Raw genomic sequence first — 19,913 nt, forward strand, 5'->3', positions numbered from 1 at the left:
TCCCCTACCTGGGAGCGAATAACGCCCGACTGGAAGGGCACTTCGCTCAGGGCTTACTCGCCCCCGTAGACGTGAGGCGCAAGCGTCCCGATGAAGGGCAAGTTACGGTATCGCTCGTCGTAATCGAGGCCGAAACCGATCACGAACTCGTTCGGGATGTCAAAGCCGACGTATCGCACGTCGATGGGCACTTTTACCGCGTCCGGTTTGCGGAGAAGAGTGCAGATTTCAACCGAGGCAGGGTTACGCGACTTCAAGTTGTTCATGAGCCACGACAGCGTCAGGCCGGAGTCGATGATGTCCTCCACGACCAGCACGTGGCGGCCGGCGATGTCGGTGTCGAGGTCCTTGAGCACCCGCACCACGCCGGACGACTTGGTGCCCGCCCCATAGGACGAAACGGCCATCCAGTCCATGTGCACAGCGACGTGCAAGGCCCGCGCGAGGTCGGCCATGACCATGACGGCACCCTTGAGCACGCCGACTATCAGCAGGTCCTTCCCGGCATAGTCGGCGTCGATCTTCCCCGCCAACTCCTTGATCTTGGCTTGGAGATCTTCTTCCGGAATCAGGACACTCGAGAGGTCCTGGCCCATGTCGGCTGCGTCCACCTGGGGTTTTCCTTACGAGAGGTTGTCTGTGGCGAATATCAGCGTCCCATAGCGCCGGACGGCGCCCACCCCCCCGGGTAGGTGAACGGCCTTCTGGCCTCGCCATTCGGTGACCAGGCGCTCCACCTCCGCGATGTGGACCGCGCCCAACGCCGAGGCGGACGCGCCGGCCGACACCGCCGCCCGCCGGATCACCCGGCGCCGCACCGCCGCCGGCACCTCCTCCAGCGCGGACACCTTCAGGGACCCGTCGGGCCCGGCCGACGCCTCGTAGACCGCGTCGGCCCACGCGTCGAGGGCGTCCGCGTCGTCCCGGCACAGCCGTGCCGTACGGGCGAGGGCCTCGGCCACTCCGGGGCCCAGCGCCGTCTCGAGCGCCGGAAGCACGTCGTGCCGGACCCTGACCCTGGTGTAGGCGGGGTCGGTGTTGTGCGGGTCGTCCCACGGCCGCAGGCCCAGAGCCGCACAGGCCTCCTGGGTCCTCGTACGGCTCAGGCCCAGCAGCGGCCGGCGATAGATGCCGGAAACCTCGGGCATTCCGGACAGGGATCGGCTGCCGCTGCCCCGTGCGAGGCGCAGAAGCACGGTCTCGGCCTGATCGTTCATCGTGTGGCCGAGGAGCACAGCCACGGCCCCGAGTCGGTGAGCGGCCTCCGAGAGGGCCTCATAACGGGCGTCCCGGGCCGCGGCCTCAGGCCCCCCGGCCCTGCCCACGATGACCGTCAGGGCCTCGGCGGGCTCGAGGTCCAGCGAGGGCGCGAGCCGTACGACATCGAGCGCGCGGGCGGCCGACCCGTCCTGGAGGCCGTGGTCGACGGTCACGAGCCCGGCCTTGAGGCCCATCCGCGGCGCGGTGAAGCCCAGTGCCGCCGCGAGGGCGAGCGAGTCTGCGCCGCCGCTGCAGGCGACCAGCACCAACCCGCCGGGCGCGAGGTCCCCCAGCGACAGCCGTACGGCACGGCGGACGTCGGCGACGGCGGGATGTGGGCCCATAGGCCCATTGTGTCCACCCGCGCATGATCACGGAACGCATCCGCGCAGGCAGGCCCGCCTGATCACGAACCTGCGCATGATCACGCGAGGACTCGGCGCAGGTCAGATCACGTGATCGCGAACCCATGCATGATCACGGCGGGGCCGGCGGGCGGTCACGCCCGCCGGGTTCCGCGGCGGGTGCGGCGGTCAGGCCGGGCCGGGTTCTACGGCGTGGGTGCCGAGGACCCGGTTCATCCAGGCCCGGGGCTCGGCGATCTCGTCCCGGTCGGGCAGCGTCTCCGGGGACGTCCAGACCCTGTTGAACCCGGCCATTCCAGCCTCGTCGACGACGGTGCGGACGAACCGGGAACCCTCGGCGTACTGCTTCATCTTGAGCTCGATGCCCAGGAAGCGCCTGATGAGCTGGTCGATCCGGGATCCGCCCTCCCGGCGGCGCTGGAACTTGGCCCGGATGTCGGCGACCGACGGCACGACGGACGGCCCTACGGCGTCCATGACGTAGTCGCCGTGCCCCTCGACCAGGGTCATCACGGCGGTCACCCGGTCGAGGACGGCCTTCTGCTCAGGAGTCTGGATGGCCTCGATCAGGTTGCCCTCGCCCCCCTTGAAGGCGTCGGCCACCGCGTCGGACGCGGCGCGCAGCCGCTCCAGCAGGGTCATGAGGTCCATGTCGGACGCGAGGAGGAACTCGGTCATCTGGCTCCGGACGTACTCCCTCAGCCAGGGGACTCCGGTGAACTGGACGCGGTGCGTCTCCTCATGGAGGCAGACCCACAGGCGGAAGTCCCGGGGGGACACCCCGAGTTCACGCTCCGCGTGGACGATGTTGGGCGCGACCAGCGTCAGCCGGCCGGCCGGCGCGTTGCCCGACGGATCCGGCGGGAGGAACAGCTCGTACTGCCCGAGCACGCGGGACGCCAGGAACGCCAGGACCGCGCCCACCTCGACGCCGGTGATCCGCGAGCCGACCGCGCTGACGATCGGCGGCATGCTCGACATCTTGTCGGTCAGCGGCTCGAGGACGACGCGGAACCCGTCGACGTTCGCCCGGATCCAGCCCGGACGGTCGACGACGGTGGCCTCCTCTGGAGGGGCGGAGTCGATCCCGGTGAACTCCCGAACGTGGCCTTCGGCCTCGCGCGAGAGCGTCCTCAGGTCGGCGACCGCCTGCCTGGCCTCCTCTCGGGTCACCTGAGGGCCGGGGCGCACCAGGCGCACGCCGGTCGCTACGGCCAGATCCCAGTCGATCACCTGCATACCCACCACCGTACGTTCTCCTCGTTCCCGCCGCGCGAGGAGCACCTCGGACCGCGGGTGGGGCGAACAGGCACCATCAGCTCTGCGCGACGATCGTCGCCATCTTGTCCAGGGCTGCGACGGCCGCACCGGCGTCGGCCACCTCGTCGGCCATGAACGCGAAGGACACCAGTCGTCCGTGGGCGGTGTAGGTGATGCCTGCGAGCGTGTTCACGCCGGTGAGCGTGCCCGTCTTCGCGCGGACCAATCCGGCGCCGGGCTTGGAGTCGCTCCTGCCGTACCTGTCGTCCAGGGTGCCGGTGAAGCCCGCCACGGGCAGTCCGCTGATCAGAGAGTGCAGATCGGGGTTCGCCGGGGAGGCCGCCGTGGCGACCAGGCGCGCGAGCGCGGCCGGCGTGATGCGGTTCCGGGTCGACAGCCCGCTGCCGTCGTTCACCTCGACCCCCTCGTCCACGTTGAGCCGCCGCAGAACCTGGTGGACGGCCTTGGCCTCTCCCACGAAGGTGTGCGGCAGCCCCTCCTTGATGGCGACCTGGCGGGAGAGGGCCTCCGCGAGGTCGTTGTCGCTTTCGGTCAGCATCTTCTCGACCAGCGCGTAGATGGGCGCCGACTCGACCCTGGCCAGTTCCCGGGCGCCGGCAGGGGCCTTGGCCTGAGTGATCTGCGCGTCGACCCTGATCCCGGATTTCCGGAGCTGCGTGGCGAAGGCCTGGGCGGCGGCGAGCGGCGGATCGGAGAAGCGAGGGCCGGCGAGTGAGCGGCCCTCGTCGATGGTCAGCGCCGCGACCGGAGCCACGGTGCCCTCCGGCACGTAGTTGGGCTTCCATCCCGGACCGGTCATCGGCCCGGTGAACAGGGACGCGTCGTACGACAGCTCGACCGAGGCGATCTTCGCGGCCTTGAGCGCCTTGGCCGTGCGGGACGCGAGCTGGGTGAGCGAGGCGGGCTTCGGATACGGGTCCGTCTTCGATTTCTTCGCGTCGGCCACCGTCTTGGGCCCGGCCAGCGTGGGGTCACCCCCGCCGACGAGCGTGATCGAGTTCGCGGCCTTGCCCATGACCACGGTGGTGGCCAGCCGTACGTCGGCGCCGACGGAGGCGAGCACCGCCGTCGCGGTGACCACCTTGGTCGTCGAGGCGGGCGTGACCGGGGTCTTCGCACCGCCGTCGAAGAGCGTCGCGCCGGTCTTCGCGTCGAGCACGACGCCGCCGACGTTCTTCCCGAGCCCCGGGTCACCCAGCGCTTCGGCGAGGGTAGAGCTCAAAGTACCCTTGGCGGGGAGCGCCCCGTCCCCCGCCGCGGCCAGAACCGGACCCGCGGTGACGAGAGGGGTCGGGGTCGGTTTCGGGGACGCGATGGAGACCGGACTATCGGCGGTGTCATGGGTGAGCAGGTAGCTGCCCGCGACGACGACGAAGATCTGCAGTAGGGCGAGTGTGGCCAGCGCCACCCATCGCTCACGTCGCACCACGAGACCTCAATTCGCCCCAGCCATAAAACGCATACGAGACATTAACGCCAGCCCGGGAATCCGGGGGCGCGAGCGGAGGAACCGCAGTGGAGTTCGACGTTGTCGTGGAGATTCCCAAGGGGCAACGGAACAAATACGAGGTCGACCACAAGACCGGCCGGATCCGCCTTGACCGCATGCTCTTCACGTCGACTCAGTACCCCGCCGACTACGGGTTCATCGAGAACACGCTGGGTGAGGATGGTGACCCGCTCGACGCCCTGGTGCTTCTGCAGGAGCCGACCTTCCCCGGGTGCCTGATCAAGTGTCGGGCCGTCGGCATGTTCCGGATGACGGACGAGAAGGGCGGAGACGACAAGGTTCTGTGCGTCCCCGCCACGGATCCCCGCATGGAGCACATCCGCGACATCCACCACGTCGCGGAGTTCGACCGGCTGGAGATCCAGCACTTCTTCGAGGTCTACAAGGACCTGGAGCCCGGCAAGTCGGTCGAGGGCGCGAACTGGGTGGGCCGCACCGAGGCGGAGGCCGAGATCGTGGCCTCCGCCAAGCGGGCCCTCGCGGAAGAACACCACGAGGAGCAGCAGGACCCGGGCTCGGAGCACTGAGTCGCCGGCTCGAAGCGCTGGGCCTTTCACCGGACTCCGGAGCGCCGAGCCGCCTGAAGTCGTGATCTCGGTCGCGCGGGATCATCTCGGCCGGGTCGCCCCCACGAGGTCGTGACGCCAGATGCTCGAGATGCGGACCACGTCCCCCGTCTGGGGGGCGTGGACCATCAGCCCGCGGCCGATGTAGATCCCGACGTGGTGAATCGTGCCCGGATAACTGCTCAGCCGGCCGTAGAACACCAGGTCGCCGCTGCGGAGATCCCTGACCGGCACGTGCGGGCCGGAGCTCCACTGCGTTCCGGTCCAGTGGTCGAGCGAGATGCCCGCCCGCTGCCAGGCACGCATGGTCAGGCCGGAGCAGTCGAAGCTCGACGGTCCGTCGGCGGCCCAGACGTACGGCTTGCCGAGCTGCTTGAGCGCCCATTGCGCCGCGCGCCCGCCTCTGCCCGAGGCCAGCGATCCCGCCCAGCCTGGTACGGCCAGGCCGGCGCGCAGCCCTACTCGTGAGCGCTGTGCCTGGGCACGGGCGCTGCGCAGGCGCTCAACCCGCGACCTGGCGGCGTCGAGCCGCCGTGAGATCGCGATCTTCTGCTGCCTGATCTTCTCGGTCTCCTGGACCTGCTGGTCGACGGACGCGCGGGCGGCGTCCCGCGCCACCCGCACCTCCTCTGCCGTCTTCTTCTGCGACTCATAGGCCTCGGCGGCCTGGCCGCGCAGAATCCCGAAGACCTCCTGGGCGTCGCGCAACTGCTGCAGGGTCGCGGCGCGCTCGCTGCCGAGGTGGCTGAGCACGCTGGCCCGCTGCAAATAGGCGCCGAAACCGCCCGAGGCGGACAACATCGCGGTGGCCGGCTGAAAGGCGACCAGGTCTCTGTAGGAACGCGCGGCGTCCGCGGCCGCGGCGGAGCGAGCCTGCTGATATTGGCCCGCGGCCTGCTGAAGCCGACCGGCGGCCTGCTCGTACTGAGTTCGCGCGTTGTCGAGCCGGACGAGCTCACCGTTGTACGCCTCGACGAGACGCTCCGCGTTGGCCGCGAGATCGTCCTGCCGGGTCTGCGCGGCGGTCAGGTCGTCCTCGGCCTTGCCCAGCTGATGCGCTCGGTCCTGAGCCTGCTGCCGGGCCTCGGCGACATCATGTGCCGAGGGTCTCGGATCCGCCGCGGCCGGACAGCCAAGGGTCAGGACGATTCCTGAACCCAAGCCTGCGACCAGGCCCGACGCTCTGAGGAGTGGCATGCTACCCCTTCCCTAATTCCACATCCCTCAGTTCCCACTGGTTACTCTCCGTACACATCTAAAACACGGAAAGTAATTTGGTTATGGGGTAGATCGCCCGGCATGTGGCGTATAGGCGTCGGCCGTCGCCCCGGGGAAGCGGGCCCGGTCGAACCGGCTCTCCGGGGTCCAAGGGCTCTCCGGAGCCCTCGACGGCCGGCCGCGATGTCACTCCTCCGACGGCGACTCCGGTCGTGCGGCGGGCTCGATCGAGGCGGTCGGCGCGGGTGGGGCCGATGGAGCGGGATGCTGCGGCTCGGGACGCGGCTCCGCACGACGCTCAGGTCTTGGACGCGAACCCGCGGCGTGCTCCGGTCCGGGGCGTGAACCGGACGTGTGCTCCCGTGCGGGCTCCGGCCTGGGACGCGGCTCCGCACCACGCTCAGGTCTTGGACGCGAACCGGCGGTGTGCTCTCTCCCAGGCCCCGGCTCGGGACGCGGCTCGGCACGACGCTCCGGCCTGGGGTGTGAACCCGCGGTGTGCTCCCGCGCGGGCTCACGCCTGGGCCGCGGGTACGCGCGACGCTCAGGCCTTGGATGCGACCCGGAGGTGTGCTCCCGTCCGGGCGGCGACCCGGTGGTCGGCCCGGTGGTGGGCCCGGTGCTGGGCTGCGGCGTGGGGGTGGGCGGGCAGGGCCGCTCACGGTGCGGCCGAGGATGACCGGGCCCGTGCTGGTGCTCGTGCGGAGGCCGGGGATGGGAAGGCGGCTCGGCCGGAGGCGTGGGTGACGCAGGCGGCTCGCTCGGCTCAGAAGTGGGGGTGGGCGTCGGAGTAGGAGTGGGCGTCGGGGTCGGTGTCGGCGGCACCGGGGTGGTGGGCCGGGTGGTGGGCCAGGTGGTCGGCGGGTGTGGCCAGGGAGGCTGGTTCGGTCCCTGCGGCTTGGACCATGTCGGCGCGGGCAGGGGCTTGGGCGTCGGTTGCGGCCGCTGCATCCCGGGAACGGCCGCGGCGAGCTTGCGCGGCCCGAGAGTGTCGATGGGCTGTTCCTCCGCCACGGGCATGATGAGCGTCGGCGTCCTGCTCGGCTTCGGGCTCTCCGTCGCCGCGGGCGCCGCGACCGCCGGGGTCTCGCTGGGCACGGGCACGCGGCGCCCGGTGATGGTCGTGATCCTCTCCTCCGGCGCCCCGACCACCTGTGCGAGCACGAGCACGACCGCGGCCGCGGCGGCGACGGCGGCCACCGTGCCGGCGATCGCCTGGGCCACCCGGCCCTCACCTCTGATCCCCGAGCGGGGGAATCCGGAGATGTCCAGCGGGCCGATCCTCCGCGCGACGAACCGCCGGTACGGCACGAGCTCGGGGTCGATGAAGCAGCTCAGCACGCGAACGCGCAGAGCGCCCGGCAGTGTGATCTCGGGCAGCAGGGCGAAGACCTTCGCCGCCGAGATCTGCTTGATCCCCCGTCGTGAGCACATCTCGCACCGTGCGCGATGCCGGGTCACCCGGTCGCGCATCTCGCGCGGGAGGTCGCCGCCGAAGCCGGCGAGGATTCCGGCGAGGCGGTGGCAGCCGCGCGGTTCCTGCCGGGCGAGGATCTCGGCGGTGACAGCGTCGCGGAGCCGCGCCACCGCGGCCTCCCGAAGCCCTTCGGCGTATCGCTCCCCCGTGCCGAGGACGGCCGCGACCTCGGCTCCGGACAACCCGTGCCGGGTGGCCAGCTCCAGCACCTCGCGGTCGCGCGGCTCGAGGCCCATGACGGCGCTCCACGCGACGCCCCGCAGGTCGGCGTCGCCGTGATCGGCCTGCGGCTGCGTCATCACGGGAAGCGGCCCGGTGTCGACGGGCGTGGCCTCGCCGGGGATCAGGCGGCGCAGGCACTCTCCGCGAGCGAGGGCGTAGATCCAGGGCCGGAATTTCGCCGGGTCGGCGAGCGAGCCCACGAGGGCCTCGGCCGCGACGAAGGTGTCGCGCAACGCGACCTGGGCGCCGTCGGGGCTGCCCAGCATCGCGCGGCAGTATCGGTAGACCCCTTCGGCATACGTGTCATAGAGAGCCGCGAGCGCGCCGGGATCGCGTGCCCGCAACGCCTCGACCAGGATGCCATCGTCCATATAACCGAGCGTAAAGGCTCTGTAACTTAAAGCTCCACCGATTCACCCGAAGTCACGTAACTACATGGATCGCATTTAACTATCGACGATCAGTGGCGATTTCACCCGTCATCACCGGAACCTGCGAACGGCTTTTATGACACCTTATTCGGACAATTCATAATCGTCGGTGAAATCGCTGCGCGGGGCCGGGAAACCCCGCTCACCCGGTCTCCCTGGCGGCGAAACCCGCCTCCGCGCACCCCTGGGCGAGAAGGTCCAGGCCGAACGCGTCCACCGGGCCGAGGGCGCCCTTTCCCCGCACGCCCCCGGCCAGCGCGGTGGCGGCGGCCCAGGCGACGACGCGCCCGGTGAAGTCGTACGGATCGCCCCCGTCGAGCTCGGCCGAGGCGAGCAACCTGCCCCTCGCGTCGTACGCCTCCGCCACGACCTGCGAGGTGAGCGGCCTGCCCGCCGGACGCGTCCGGTCGGCGGAACGGAGCACACGGGCGGCCATGGTGTCCGTCGCCCGTTTGGCGCCCGGCAGGGCCGCGATCACGGGGGCCGCCCTGGCCAGCAGGCCGGCGGCCCGGGTGAGGCCGCCGAACCAGCCGAGATAGACGTTCACCTCGCGCAGCGCCCGGTGTGCGGGCGGCAGGGTGAAGTGCTCGGATGCGCCGACCGAGACGCCATGCCGCCGGCGGCCGCCTGTGTGGAACACCCTCGTCCTGCCCTGTTCGCGGACGATGCGGCCCTCGCGGAAGCCGTACATGGGGTCGAGGGCGACGCCGAGCACGGAGGCGCGGGTGCCGGCGCTGGCACGCCGGGCGATGTTGCCGCTCAGGAAGTAGCCGACGTCGACGCGCACCGCCTCCCCGCCCGCCTTCCGCAGCGCCAGGCTCGCGGCCAGGTTGCCGGGCACGTAGTCGTACCCGAACGCGGTGAGCAGAGCCGCCCCCCGGGTGGCGGCGGCGGGGCCGTACCGCTGGAAGACCCGCTTGATGAACATCGGCTCGCCACAGGTGTCCAGGTAGGTGGCACCGGCCTCCGTCACGGCGGTCACCGCCGCGTCGCCCATGCGGACGAACGGGCCGACCGAGGAGACGAGCACGTCACCGGGTCCGACGATGCGGCGCACCGACTCGGGCCGCCTGGCGTCCGCGACGGCGGTGGGAACCTCGGCGGGCAGTGACGCCGCGAGTGCGTCGAGCCTGGCCCGGTCCCGGCCCGCGAGCAGTGGCCGGACCCCGATCGCGAGCAGGGCGTCGACGATGAGCCCGCCGGTGAAGCCGGTGGCTCCGAAGACCACGATCCTGGGGCTCGTCATGCCGTTACGGTAACCTGCCTCCGATTTCAAGATCGACAGCGGGTGTCGCCGGATTCCTGGCGCCGGGACCCGGCGACGGGCCGTCTCACTGACGCCGGTCGTTGATCGTCTGGTAGCCGCGGTCCTTCACGAACGGTTCGGTGGTGGGGGCGACCGTGTGGATGGGGACGGCGCCGGCGGTGGCCAGGTCCTCGTACGGCTTGGCCGTAGCACCCCAGGTGGTGACCAGCACGTCGGTCTTGGCGACCGCTCCGGGCACTCCGTCCACGGTGATGACGAAGCGGCGCTTGTCACCCGCGCGGACGTCGTCGACGTAGGCGGTGCCGCCTCCCGCCAGCTTGCCCGCGGCGTCCCGCAGCAGCGCGGTGACCGCGAGGCCGTCGGCCGCCTTCAGGAACGGGTCGGAGACATAGCCGGTCACCAGGTAGGAGCCCGCCGGCAACCGGTCGGTCGAGACCTCGGACACCGGGAAGGCCAGGAAGGCCGACGGTATGCGGGTCGCTTCCCGCCACGAGGCCGGCCTGTAGTCGATCTTCACGCGGACGGGTTTGGCGCTGGAGGTCACCTGCCCGGAGAAGGGCAGCGACGCGCCCGGAGCGACCGCGTCGAGCGGCTGCTCCATGTGGACGACCTCCTTGCCGGCGGCGTCCACAGCGGTGATCACGGCGACCGCGTTCTCGCCGAAGTGCCATCGGTTGGCGTTGCTGAGCACGCCCGCCCAGCTCACCACGTACCCGCTGCCCGACTTGACGACGGAGGAGGCCTGCTCCTTCAGCGAGAGCGGCCGGAGGCCGTTCGACATGTCGTCGCCGGAGCACGCCGTGGCCGCCAGTCCGGCGAGGGCGAGGGCGATCGTGATTCGGGTGCGTCGCGTCACTCAGCCGTCATAACCCGGAACCGGACGGCCCGACCGCTGACACGCGCAATGCGTGCGCTATTTTTAACGGCCGTTCTCTTCGCTTTCTCCACCGGCGGCGAGCCGGTCATTCCAGACACGGCCCGGGTGCGCCCGACGACGAATCCGCGGCGACGAAGTCGATTCATCTCACTGAATCGCGATTAGTTGCGATTCAGTGAGATTCAGCGGTATTCAGCGGGCTTCAGTGCTTTATCGCGGGCGCGCTACCCGAGCCTCGTCCCAGACCGGCTCCGGCGACTCATAGACCTTGCCGTCGGCTCCGAACACCATGAAGCGGTCGAAGTCGGCGGCGAACCACCGGTCGTGCGTGACCGCGAGGACCGTGCCGTCGAAGGCGTCCAACCCGGCCTGCAGCGCCTCGGCGCTGGCCAGGTCGAGGTTGTCGGTCGGCTCGTCGAGCAGCAGCAGGGTGGCCCCGGACAGCTCGAGCAGGAGGATCTGCAGCCGGGCCTGCTGGCCGCCGGAGAGCGTCTCGAACCGCTGCTCGGCGATGCCGCCGGCCAGTTCGTAGCGCGCGAGGGCCTTCATGGCCTCGTTCTTCAGCCGCGCGTGCTCGGTCATCACGATCTCGCAGGGCGTGCGGCCCAGCAGCTCGGGCCGGGCGTGAGTCTGCGCGAAATGCCCGGGGACGACGCGTGCGCCCAGCCGCGCCACCCCGGTGTGCCGGACGTCCTCCCCTGCGACCAGGCGCAGGAAGTGCGACTTGCCCGAGCCGTTGGAGCCCAGCACGGCGACGCGCTCGCCGTACCAGATCTCCAGGTCGAAGGGCTTCATCAAGCCGCTGAGCTCGAGACTCTCACAGATCACGGCGCGCTTGGCGGTGCGGCCGCCGCGCAGGCGCATGCTGATGAGCTGGTCCTTCGGGGCGAGCTCGGGCGGCCCGGCCTCCTCGAACCGGCGCAGCCGGGTCTGGGCAGCGTGATAGGGCGCGGCCATGCCGTCGTTGTAGGTCGCCTTCTGCCTCAGCATCACGACCAGGCGCTTGAGCTTGGCGTGCTCCTCGTCCCAGCGGCGGCGCAGTTCGTCGAGCCGCTCGTTGCGCTCCTTGCGGGCCTCGGCGTAGGTGGCGAAGCCGCCGCCGTGGATCCAGACGTTCCCCGCCTCTACGGTGACGATCCGGTCGACGGAGTTGGCGAGCAGTTGGCGGTCGTGCGAGACCAGCAGCACGGTCTTGGGCGTCTCCCTGAGTGCCTGCTCGAGCCAGATCTTGCCCGGAACGTCGAGGTAGTTGTCGGGCTCATCGAGGAGCAGCGTCTGGTCGGGCCCCCGGAGCAGCGCCTCCAGCGCGAGCCGCTTCTGCTCGCCACCGGACAACGTGGTGAGATCCCGATATTTCACGTTGTCGTAGGGCGCCCCGAGCGCCGCCATCGTGCAGGTGTCCCAGAGCACCTCGATGTCGTATCCGCCGGCGTCGGTGTAGTCGGTGATCGCCTGCGCGTAACGCATCTGCGTCTTCTCGTCCTCGCGCTCCATCATGGCGAGTTCGGCGTCGTTGAGCCGCGCGGCCGCCTCCTTCACGCGCACCGGGGCGACGCTGAGCAGCAGTTCCTGGACCGTACGGCTGTCGCGGCCGTCTTCCGCCGCGGAGCCCTCGCCCGCGCCCCTGAGGCTGCCGATGAACTGCCGCATCACACCCAGTCCGCCGGCGTTGGTCACCGATCCCTCGACCGGCTGGAGGTCGCCGGCGATCAGCCGGATCAGGGTGGTCTTGCCCGCTCCGTTGGGACCGACCAGGGCGGCCTTGGCTCCCTCGCCGATCCGGAACGACACGTCGTTCAGCAACGTCCTGCCGTCAGGGAGCACATGCGTCAGGTGGCTGACTTGCACACTGTGGGCCCTGGTGGCAGGCCAGTCGAAGGAAGAGGACACCCGCGAAGCGTAAACAGCCAAGCGCGAACCTGGCCACCGGATAATCGGCGGTCGCCCTGACAGACGGCCCTCGAGGCCGGGCATCGGATCAGGCCGCCTCCGTCAATCGCCGCCGCCGCCACAGGGCGCCGGCCGTGGCGCACACCACATCCGGATTCGGCCTGATACGGGTAGGTATCACGGCATCTCACGCTAGGTTCTGGGCCATGCGTGCCAATCCCCCGTGGAGACGTCGTCTCGTTTGGGCCGCGGCGGGGATGCCCCTCCTCTCAGTGATCGCGCTCGGGGGCGCCGGGTGGTACTACTCCGGCTTCGTCATCGACCCCTCCCACTCCTCCGAATATCCGCTCGAGGTGACGGCGGTGGAGGGCGACCAGGTCACGCTGAAGGGCGGCACGGACACCGCGGCTCCCGGAACGTACGGACTGACCTGGGCGGACGGCAACGCCCTGCTCGGCTCGGTGGTCTCCACCGGCGTGGGCACGGTGACGCGGAAAGTGGAGAAGGTGTCCCGGGGCGCGCTCCGCCCGGGTGTGCGCGCCTTTCTCGACCGGTCGTTGTGGGGGCGGGTCCGCCCGTCGGCCGTGGGCGTGCCGTACGAGGACGTGACGGTCCCCTCGCCCCTCGGCGCCTTCCCCGCGTGGCGGACCGAGGGGACCTCGTCGACGTGGGTGATCGCCGTACACGGCCGGAACGGCAACGCCGCCGAGGCGCTCCGGGTGTTGCCGACCCTCCGCCGGTTCGGGATGCCGGTGCTCGGCATCACCTACCGCAACGACGCCGGCGCGCCCGCGGGCCCCGACGGGAAGCTCCACCTCGGGGCGACCGAGTGGGAGGACCTGGCCGCGGCCATCACCTACGCCAGGCGCCAGGGCGCGGAGAGTGTGGTGCTCTACGGATGGTCGATGGGCGGCTCGATCGTGCCCATGGCCGTGCGAAAGCTTCCGGACGAGCCGATCAAGGGCATGATCCTGGACAGCCCCGTCCTGGACTGGCGCTCGCCCATCGCGTACGGCGGCCGCCAGATGGGGGTGCCCGGCTTCCTCGTCTCCGTCGCCGACTGGGTCATCGAGCGGCGTACCGGCCTGTCCTTCGACGGCCTCGACCATGTACGCCACGCCCGCGACTTCTCGATCCCGGCGCTGGTCTTCGTCGACTCGGACGACGCCACCGTGCCCGTCGAGCCGGCTTTGGAGTTCGCCAGGAGCCGGCCCGACCTCGTCACCCTCGTCCATACGAAGGGCGGGGGGCACACCGGATCGTGGAACGTCGACCCGGAGCAGTATGAGGGCGCCGTGCGGACGTTCGTGTCCGGCCTGTGAGCGGCCGCGCTCCGGGGGCACGTCAGATCATGACGGTCATCCCGGTGCGGACCACGGTGAAACCGAGCCGCTCGTAGACCCTTCTGGCCGGATTCGCGTGCGTGACCGCGAGGTCGACGGCGCGGTGCCCGTCGGCGGCCGCGGCGTCCATCGCGGTCGCGAGCAGCGCGGAGCCGAGGCCCGCGGGCGAGCCGGCCGGATGGCGGGCGATGTCGGAGACCATGGGGGTGCCGCGCCAGTCGTTGACGAGCACACCTCCGACCACCGTGTCGTCCGCGTCCACCGCGAGCCTGCTGCACGGAAGCAGGTCACCCACGAGTTCCCCGCTGAGCAGCGGCACCAGATGCTCGGACAATGTCCGCGCCTCGTCACGCGGCTGATGATCGGGATGGCCCGGCGGATAGGCCGCCATCCACGTCGGGAGCAGGTCCTCCGGTGAGCGGTCGCACGGCACGAACCGGAACCCGCTCGGTGGCCGGACCTTCGCCGGCGTCCTGCCGCGCAGATCGCAGGACATCGTGTGCGCGTGCCGTACGAGCCGGGCGCCCCTTTCGAGCAGTTCGCCGGACAGGTCCTCCGACGCCGAGACGAACCAGCCGGGCCACCGCGCCATGATGAGATCGGCCGCGCTGGACCCGAGCACCTCCAGGACACCGGCCCACGGGCTGCCGTCCCGGGTGCCCTCCACGTAGCCGAGCACGGGGCTTCCGTCGTCGCCGGCCAGGATCCGCCGCTCGTCCTCCATAGCTGAAGAGTCGCGCAGCCTGAGCCTCCGGGCAACGGATTTCCACCCGACGGCCCGGCGCGACTTGCGCGTCGCCGGCGGACGAGCGCCCAGCATGGGTGTGACGCACCCACTGTCGTCGCAGGTCAAGCGAAATAGCCTGATGAGCATGGAAAACGACAGGCTCCTCGGCGACTTCCTCCGCAGCCGGCGCGAGGCGACGTCACTCGGGGACGTCGGCCTGCCGCCCAGTGGCCGGCGGCGCACCCCCGGATTGCGTCGCGAAGAGCTCGCGATGCTCGCCGGCATGAGCACCGACTACTACATCCGGCTGGAGCAGGGGCGCGAGCGCAATCCGTCCCAGCAGGTGCTGACCGCCCTCGCCGACGCCCTGCGCCTCGACGCCGACGCGGCCGACTACATGTACGAGCTCGTGCACACACGCGCGTGGCCGCCCCGGCCCGAGACCCGCGGACCGGAGCAGGTCAGCCCGGCCCTTCTCCAGCTCATGGCCGGGTGGCGCGACAATCCGGCGTTCGTCATCGGGCGCGGCCTGAACGTCCTGGCCGCCACGCCTCTGACCGTCCTGCTCTACGACAGAGTGGACCACAAGGAGAACTGCCTGAAGCTGGTCTTCTTCTGCCCGGAGTCGCGGGACCTCTATCTGGACTGGGAGGAGGCCGCCGCGTACAAGGTGGCCGAGCTGCGCGCGGCGGTCGGAAGGAATCCCGGCGACCCGGACCTCGTCGAGCTCGTCGAGGAGCTGTCCGCGCACAGTGAGGACTTCCGCGTCCTGTGGGCGCGCCACGACGTGCGGACCAGGCGCAACCAGGTCAAGCAGTTCTACCACCGCGACGTCGGCCCGGTGACGTTGCACTGGGACGTGTTCACGGTGAACAGCGCCCCCAGTCAGCAGCTCATCGTCATGGGCGCCGAGCCCGACAGCACGTCGGAGCGTGCGCTCGCCCACCTGAACAGATCGCTCATAAAGGCCTCCGCCTGAGTCCTCAGGTGGTCTGCGTCCCTTCCGGGGCGCGCCGTCCTTCAAGAGCGATCGGCAGCCTTCGGTGCGGTGGCGCCGCTCAGGAACCGCCGAGCTCGTCTTTCCGGCGGTAGAGATCACGCAGGACGCCGACCTCCCCGCCGTGGTGCACGATCTCGTCGAAGACGTGCAGCGCCAGGTCGACCGTCGAGTCCTTGGCGTAGAAGCCGAAGGCCGGGCCGATGGGGCTCCACCACCGCCGCTCGTCGATCCCGCCGATGCCCTCGCGCCAGTCCCGGTAGGCGGCGTCCAGGAAGGCGCGGGCGTCCGTCGCCGAGGAGGCGTACCGCATGTCGTCGACCGTGATCTTCCCGTCGGCGAACAGCCGGTCGCCGAAGCCGATGAAGGTCCCCCCGATGTGCCCGATGCGCCACGCGATCGTGGTGACGGGCGGCGGGTCAGGGGTGGGCTCGCCCGTCGGACCTGCCCCGTCGCCCTCGATCCGCCATCGCCCGGTGTCGTCCTGGCGCACCGACCAGCAGCCGGGAACGGGTTCCCAGAAGTACTCGTCGTCGGTCAGGCCGTCGAGGCGATCGAGGAAGCGACTCCAGACGAAGTCGAACGCCTTCTCCAGCGAGTTTCCGATGTCGGCCATGCCGCAGTCTTCTTCAGGTCCGCTCGGGGGGTCAACCGCGTGAGGCCCTTCCGGCGAACCGGAAGGGCCTCGTGATGGAGCCGCCTCGCAGTGGGACTCCATCGATCATCCGCCGATCAGGGTGTGGGGCTCACTGCTGGAAGTGGCCGGGGCCGAGCACCTTCCAGGAGGAGCCGTTCGGGTCGCTGATCGAGCGATACGGCGCGGCGAAGCTGAACGCCTGCGAGGTGGAGCGCTTGATCGCCCACAGGGTGGGCGTGCCGCCCGAGCGGTCCCAGGCGATGCCCTGGCCCTCGACGTCGGGCAGGGTGACCGTCGCGACCCACTCGAGCTCGGGGCCGGCGGTCGGGAGGTTCATGACGTACGCCTCGCCGAGGTCGTGCCCGGTGAGCCAGAGGCGGCCGTCGGGTCCCCACGATCCACCGGAGTTGCTCATCGGCTTGAACCGGTCGAGGATCGCCTTGGGGATGTTCCAGGACTCGACGACCTGGAAGTGGTCGTCGAGCTTGACGATCTGGGTGTTGTAGGTCTCACCGTACGGCTCGGTCTCGCCGTCAGGCACCTGGTCGTAGTTGGCGAAGCCCGCCCACCAGGCCCCGTCGTGCCGGTCCAGCCAGGTCAGCGAGCCGCGGTAGATGCCGAAGCTGTAGGTGTCGACGTGCCGCATCGTCTTGGTGTCGAACACCTCGATCGAGCTCTCCATCGGCGACTCGTCGTAGTTGGAGTGCGCGGCGTACAGCTTGTCGCCGACCACCACGGCGCTGTCCATGTGGATGATCGGGCCGCCGGGGTCGGACACGAACTGCAGCAACGGCTTGCCGGTCGCCCTGTCGTGCTTGGTGATCTTACGGTTGTCGACCACGTAGAAGTACTTCTTGTCGACGGCGACGGCCTGGTTCGCGTCGAAGGTGTCGTAGGACCTGGCGAGGGTGGCGGTGAACACCGGGGGCTCGACGACCGCGGCGGCCGACGCGCCGGTCAGGACATGCGCCGGCTGGGCGGCCTGGGCGGGGGTCAGGCCCGCGCTCAGGGCGAGGGCGCCGACCGTGATCGAGGCCGCCAGTCCGGTGGCGATCTTCGCTCGGGTGGACATCATTTCCTCCAAGGGCACTTCGCGTGAGGGAGGGCGGACGATCACCCGGTCGCGACCGGCGAGCGGTGCGGACCGGGCGAACGAGACGCCTGACTCAGACCGAAATGACCTTTCCGGTCGTGATGTTCTTGTGCGCGAACACGACTCAACCGATCGGTGAACCCGTCAGGAAGGGCCGCACCGTCAGTCGACCTTGTAGGGGTCGTGTTCGGCCAGCAGTTTGTCGAGCCTGGCCTGGTCGACCCGGCCGACGAGGGTGCTCTCCTCCTGCCGGTCCCTGACGCACTTGGCGAGGGTGAACGTCGACGTCACGACGTAGAGCAGGCCCAGGCCCAGGAACGATCGGACCCAGCCGCTCACCGGAATGTACGCGATGCCCACCGCGAGCGCGGTCACCGAGACCCCGAACGAGATCACAGCCTGCACGTAGAACGCGGTCGTCGTGGTCTGGCGCGTTTGCACTGTTGGTGTCATATGGCCATCGTCGGGACCGCCGATGAGCGTGTCCTGAGTGCGGCTACTCAGCCGACGTGAGTAGGTGCACCCTCCGGTGTCCGATCCAGTGCGACTCGCGAATACCGGACTTGTTTTCCAAATGCCGCAATGTCGGCCATTCAACCGGCGCTGAGATTACTGTCGAAATCGCACACGAGCCGATGTGACCCGAAGCCAGGTGATTGGAGCATCGCCGATGCCACTGAGGTCCTATGGTGTGCTGGCGGCTCGCGCCGTCGACCGCCGCCGTGAGGGAACCACCGACACCCCGCACTTCCAGATCCATCTGCTCGACGCCGGCGGCACCGCCTATCGGGCCGCGGTCAACGTCCAGTCGCAGCAGGCCCCCTCCGAGTTGCTCTACCTCGCCGACGAGGACTTCGCCCACCCCGTCACGGCGCTCCTGCCGGAGGTGGGCAGCGGGTGGTCGGCGCTCGCGTCACGACCGGGCGGCGCGAGCCTGGACTTCATCCGCGGCAACCTGTTCGACCCCGCGCTCATGCGTCCGCTCCCGCCGGAGCTTCCCGGCCAGGACAACGACCTGGCCGACAAACTCGACCACTACGTCCAGCGGGCGATCGGCGACCCGGCCGCCGGCGTGTACGTCTTCGGCGAGCGATGGGGTCCCGAGCCCTCCACCCGCGACAAGGTGTTCGGCTTCCTGCCGGGCAACGGCGTCCACGACGTGCACATGAACCAGGGCAACAGCGCAAGCTTCCGGAGGGACGACGGCGTCTGGCAGGACGGGGGGCTGCTGATCCACCTGCCCGCCGAACAACGGTGGATCGCGATCTTCCTCGCCTTCCAGTCCCAGGCCTGGCACACCGACGACACGACCGGGCACGCCGTCGACGAGGCGCCGCCACGGCCGGTTCCGGGCGACCGGGCGCTCCGCATCCTCGCCGCACTCGTCAATCCGAACGGCCCCGCCCCCGAACCCGAGACCGTCACCCTCCTGAACACCTCACCCGAGCCGATCGACCTCGAGGGCTGGCGCCTGACCGACCAGGGAAGACGTACGCTCCCCCTCACCGGGCTCATCGGCCCGGGGGCGGCCCTCTGTCTTCCCGTCACCGCAGGACTCCAGTTGGCCAACGGCGGCGGGGCGATCACCCTGCTCGACCCCGCCGGTCTCAAGGCCGACGGCGTCTCCTACACCAAACAGCAGGCGGCCCGGGAAGGATGGACGATCACCTTCTGAGCCCCGGCGGGAGGAAGAGCTTGCCAGGCTGAGCCGGTGCTCGCGGGAGTCTCGTTCCCGGGCACCGCACCACCGCTCGGACCCACGAGCGGCTTCGAGTGATGGGCATCCACGGCCTCCCGAGACGGATCACGCGATGAGCTGCCCGTCCTGCTCGTGGAGAGGCGTGCCGCCGTACCAGGGCAGCACGCCGCCGAAGCGGACGAGCTCGCCGTAGAACTCCGGGTCGACCCGCTCGGAGAGCAACAGGTCGAGCACCGCCCTCGCGGCCCGCGCCGGGGTCTGGGCCTGGCTGAAGTCCGCGAACCACGGCCGCGACAGCCGCGTGTCCACGAGCCCGGGGCAGACGGCCGCGATCAGAGTGCCCTCGGGCACGTCACGTGTCCGCCGCTGCGCCGCGACCGCGCGCACCGCTGCGACCTGGGCCACCTTGGACGGCACGTTGAGCCAGCGCGGCCAGCCCAGATCCTCGGCCGTACCGGCGTGGACGGCGGTGCGCCAGGACTCGACGGCCTGCTCGACCTCGTCGAGCGACGTGCCGTCGAACAAGGGGTGGAGCCGAGGGTCCAGATGGCCGAGGGTGCCCAGGGAACTCGCCACGACGACCATCCGTCCGCCGGAGCGCAACACCGGGCCGAACGAGCGCAGCATGGCGTGCGTGCCGCCGTTGGCGACCGCGATGAACTCGTCGGCCTGCTCGGACTGCGACCGCTCGGGAGTGAGCAGGGCGCTCGCGTTGGACACCACGATGTCCACTCCGCCGTGCCGTTCGTCGAGCTCGGCGGCCATCGCGGCCACCGCCCGGGCGTCGGTCACGTCGAGCACCCGGCCCTCCACCCGGCTCCTCGTTCCTGGAGCCCCGGCGACGAGCGACACGGCGTCCGCCACCCGCCGGCCGTCGCGTCCGGTGAGCAGGACCGTGTCGCCGGGCCCCATCCGGGCGGCCAGCCCCTCGACGAGTGCGAAGCCGATCCCCTGGTTGGCCCCGGTGACCAGGGCGATACGTGCGATCTCCATGCGCCCAGGCTAGGAAGCGTTTCAGGCATGCGTCCAACGAAAGTTATGCACATCTGGTAT

General features: G+C 70.3%; 18 protein-coding genes. 4 read left to right on the top strand and 14 right to left on the bottom strand.

All coding sequences use genetic code 11. From position 1 onward, the window contains the following. Positions 1-53: 53 nt before the first annotated feature. The 4 genes from hpt to dacB all read right to left on the bottom strand — a co-directional run bounded on the left by hpt (position 54) and on the right by dacB (position 4,332). The gene (hpt, locus tag Pph01_RS20790; protein WP_239116880.1) at positions 54-611 is read right to left on the bottom strand and encodes a hypoxanthine phosphoribosyltransferase; all 558 of its coding nucleotides are present in this window, start codon (positions 609-611) and stop codon (positions 54-56) included. Positions 612-623: 12 nt separating this feature from the next. Beyond that, positions 624-1,604, bottom strand: a complete 981-nt coding sequence (gene tilS / locus Pph01_RS20795; RefSeq protein WP_204074784.1) for a tRNA lysidine(34) synthetase TilS — start codon at positions 1,602-1,604, stop codon at positions 624-626. Between the two features lie 189 nt (positions 1,605-1,793). Further along, a complete protein-coding gene (locus Pph01_RS20800; protein ID WP_204074785.1) occupies positions 1,794-2,864 on the bottom strand; it encodes an Rv3626c family coenzyme F420 biosynthesis-associated protein in 1,071 nt (356 codons plus the stop codon). Positions 2,865-2,940: 76 nt separating this feature from the next. Beyond that, complete coding sequence (gene dacB / locus Pph01_RS20805) at positions 2,941-4,332, bottom strand: D-alanyl-D-alanine carboxypeptidase/D-alanyl-D-alanine endopeptidase (protein ID WP_204074786.1); 1,392 nt, start codon at positions 4,330-4,332, stop codon at positions 2,941-2,943. Positions 4,333-4,421: 89 nt separating this feature from the next. Here dacB and Pph01_RS20810 point away from each other — a divergent pair, with 89 nt between their 5' ends. Then, complete coding sequence (locus tag Pph01_RS20810) at positions 4,422-4,943, top strand: inorganic diphosphatase (protein WP_204074787.1); 522 nt, start codon at positions 4,422-4,424, stop codon at positions 4,941-4,943. An 81-nt stretch (positions 4,944-5,024) separates the two neighbouring features. Here Pph01_RS20810 and Pph01_RS20815 read toward each other — a convergent pair whose 3' ends face one another. The 5 genes from Pph01_RS20815 to Pph01_RS20835 all read right to left on the bottom strand — a co-directional run bounded on the left by Pph01_RS20815 (position 5,025) and on the right by Pph01_RS20835 (position 12,298). Next, on the bottom strand, positions 5,025-6,179 hold the full coding sequence (locus tag Pph01_RS20815; RefSeq protein WP_239116881.1) for a C40 family peptidase: 1,155 nt from the start codon (positions 6,177-6,179) through the stop codon (positions 5,025-5,027). Positions 6,180-6,386: 207 nt separating this feature from the next. Continuing rightward, positions 6,387-8,270: a sigma factor gene (locus Pph01_RS43390; protein WP_204074788.1), complete on the bottom strand. Its 1,884-nt coding sequence runs from the start codon at positions 8,268-8,270 to the stop codon at positions 6,387-6,389. Between the two features lie 202 nt (positions 8,271-8,472). Beyond that, on the bottom strand, positions 8,473-9,576 hold the full coding sequence (locus Pph01_RS20825) for a saccharopine dehydrogenase NADP-binding domain-containing protein (protein WP_204074789.1): 1,104 nt from the start codon (positions 9,574-9,576) through the stop codon (positions 8,473-8,475). Between the two features lie 85 nt (positions 9,577-9,661). Next, entirely contained in the window at positions 9,662-10,453 is a 792-nt protein-coding gene (locus Pph01_RS20830; protein WP_204074790.1) for an FxLYD domain-containing protein, read from the bottom strand. A 231-nt stretch (positions 10,454-10,684) separates the two neighbouring features. Continuing rightward, positions 10,685-12,298: an ABC-F family ATP-binding cassette domain-containing protein gene (locus tag Pph01_RS20835; protein WP_239116891.1), complete on the bottom strand. Its 1,614-nt coding sequence runs from the start codon at positions 12,296-12,298 to the stop codon at positions 10,685-10,687. 272 nt (positions 12,299-12,570) lie between these two features. Here Pph01_RS20835 and Pph01_RS20840 point away from each other — a divergent pair, with 272 nt between their 5' ends. Beyond that, entirely contained in the window at positions 12,571-13,686 is a 1,116-nt protein-coding gene (locus tag Pph01_RS20840; protein ID WP_204074792.1) for an alpha/beta hydrolase, read from the top strand. A gap of 22 nt (positions 13,687-13,708) precedes the next feature. Here the strand turns inward: Pph01_RS20840 and Pph01_RS20845 are convergent, their stop codons facing one another. Beyond that, positions 13,709-14,431, bottom strand: coding sequence for a GNAT family N-acetyltransferase (locus tag Pph01_RS20845; protein ID WP_204074793.1), 723 nt, complete (start codon positions 14,429-14,431; stop codon positions 13,709-13,711). 148 nt (positions 14,432-14,579) lie between these two features. Between Pph01_RS20845 and Pph01_RS20850 the strand changes: the two genes are divergently transcribed. Then, positions 14,580-15,413 (top strand): helix-turn-helix domain-containing protein, encoded by an 834-nt coding sequence (locus tag Pph01_RS20850; RefSeq protein ID WP_204074794.1) that lies wholly within the window; start codon positions 14,580-14,582, stop codon positions 15,411-15,413. Positions 15,414-15,492: 79 nt separating this feature from the next. Here Pph01_RS20850 and Pph01_RS20855 read toward each other — a convergent pair whose 3' ends face one another. The 3 genes from Pph01_RS20855 to Pph01_RS20865 all read right to left on the bottom strand — a co-directional run bounded on the left by Pph01_RS20855 (position 15,493) and on the right by Pph01_RS20865 (position 17,614). Then, positions 15,493-16,047: a DinB family protein gene (locus Pph01_RS20855; RefSeq protein WP_204074795.1), complete on the bottom strand. Its 555-nt coding sequence runs from the start codon at positions 16,045-16,047 to the stop codon at positions 15,493-15,495. A 130-nt stretch (positions 16,048-16,177) separates the two neighbouring features. Further along, positions 16,178-17,140 (bottom strand): YncE family protein, encoded by a 963-nt coding sequence (locus tag Pph01_RS20860; protein ID WP_204074796.1) that lies wholly within the window; start codon positions 17,138-17,140, stop codon positions 16,178-16,180. A 183-nt stretch (positions 17,141-17,323) separates the two neighbouring features. After that, positions 17,324-17,614, bottom strand: coding sequence for a YiaA/YiaB family inner membrane protein (locus tag Pph01_RS20865; protein ID WP_204074797.1), 291 nt, complete (start codon positions 17,612-17,614; stop codon positions 17,324-17,326). Between the two features lie 217 nt (positions 17,615-17,831). On the opposite strand from Pph01_RS20865, the gene Pph01_RS20870 reads away from it, so the two are divergent. After that, entirely contained in the window at positions 17,832-18,836 is a 1,005-nt protein-coding gene (locus tag Pph01_RS20870; RefSeq protein ID WP_204074798.1) for a DUF2278 family protein, read from the top strand. Between the two features lie 129 nt (positions 18,837-18,965). Here Pph01_RS20870 and Pph01_RS20875 read toward each other — a convergent pair whose 3' ends face one another. Further along, positions 18,966-19,853, bottom strand: coding sequence for an SDR family NAD(P)-dependent oxidoreductase (locus Pph01_RS20875; protein ID WP_204074799.1), 888 nt, complete (start codon positions 19,851-19,853; stop codon positions 18,966-18,968). Positions 19,854-19,913 lie beyond the last annotated feature (60 nt).

The organism is Planotetraspora phitsanulokensis (genome assembly GCF_016863295.1).
GTDB classification, from domain to species: Bacteria; Actinomycetota; Actinomycetes; order Streptosporangiales; family Streptosporangiaceae; genus Planotetraspora; species Planotetraspora phitsanulokensis.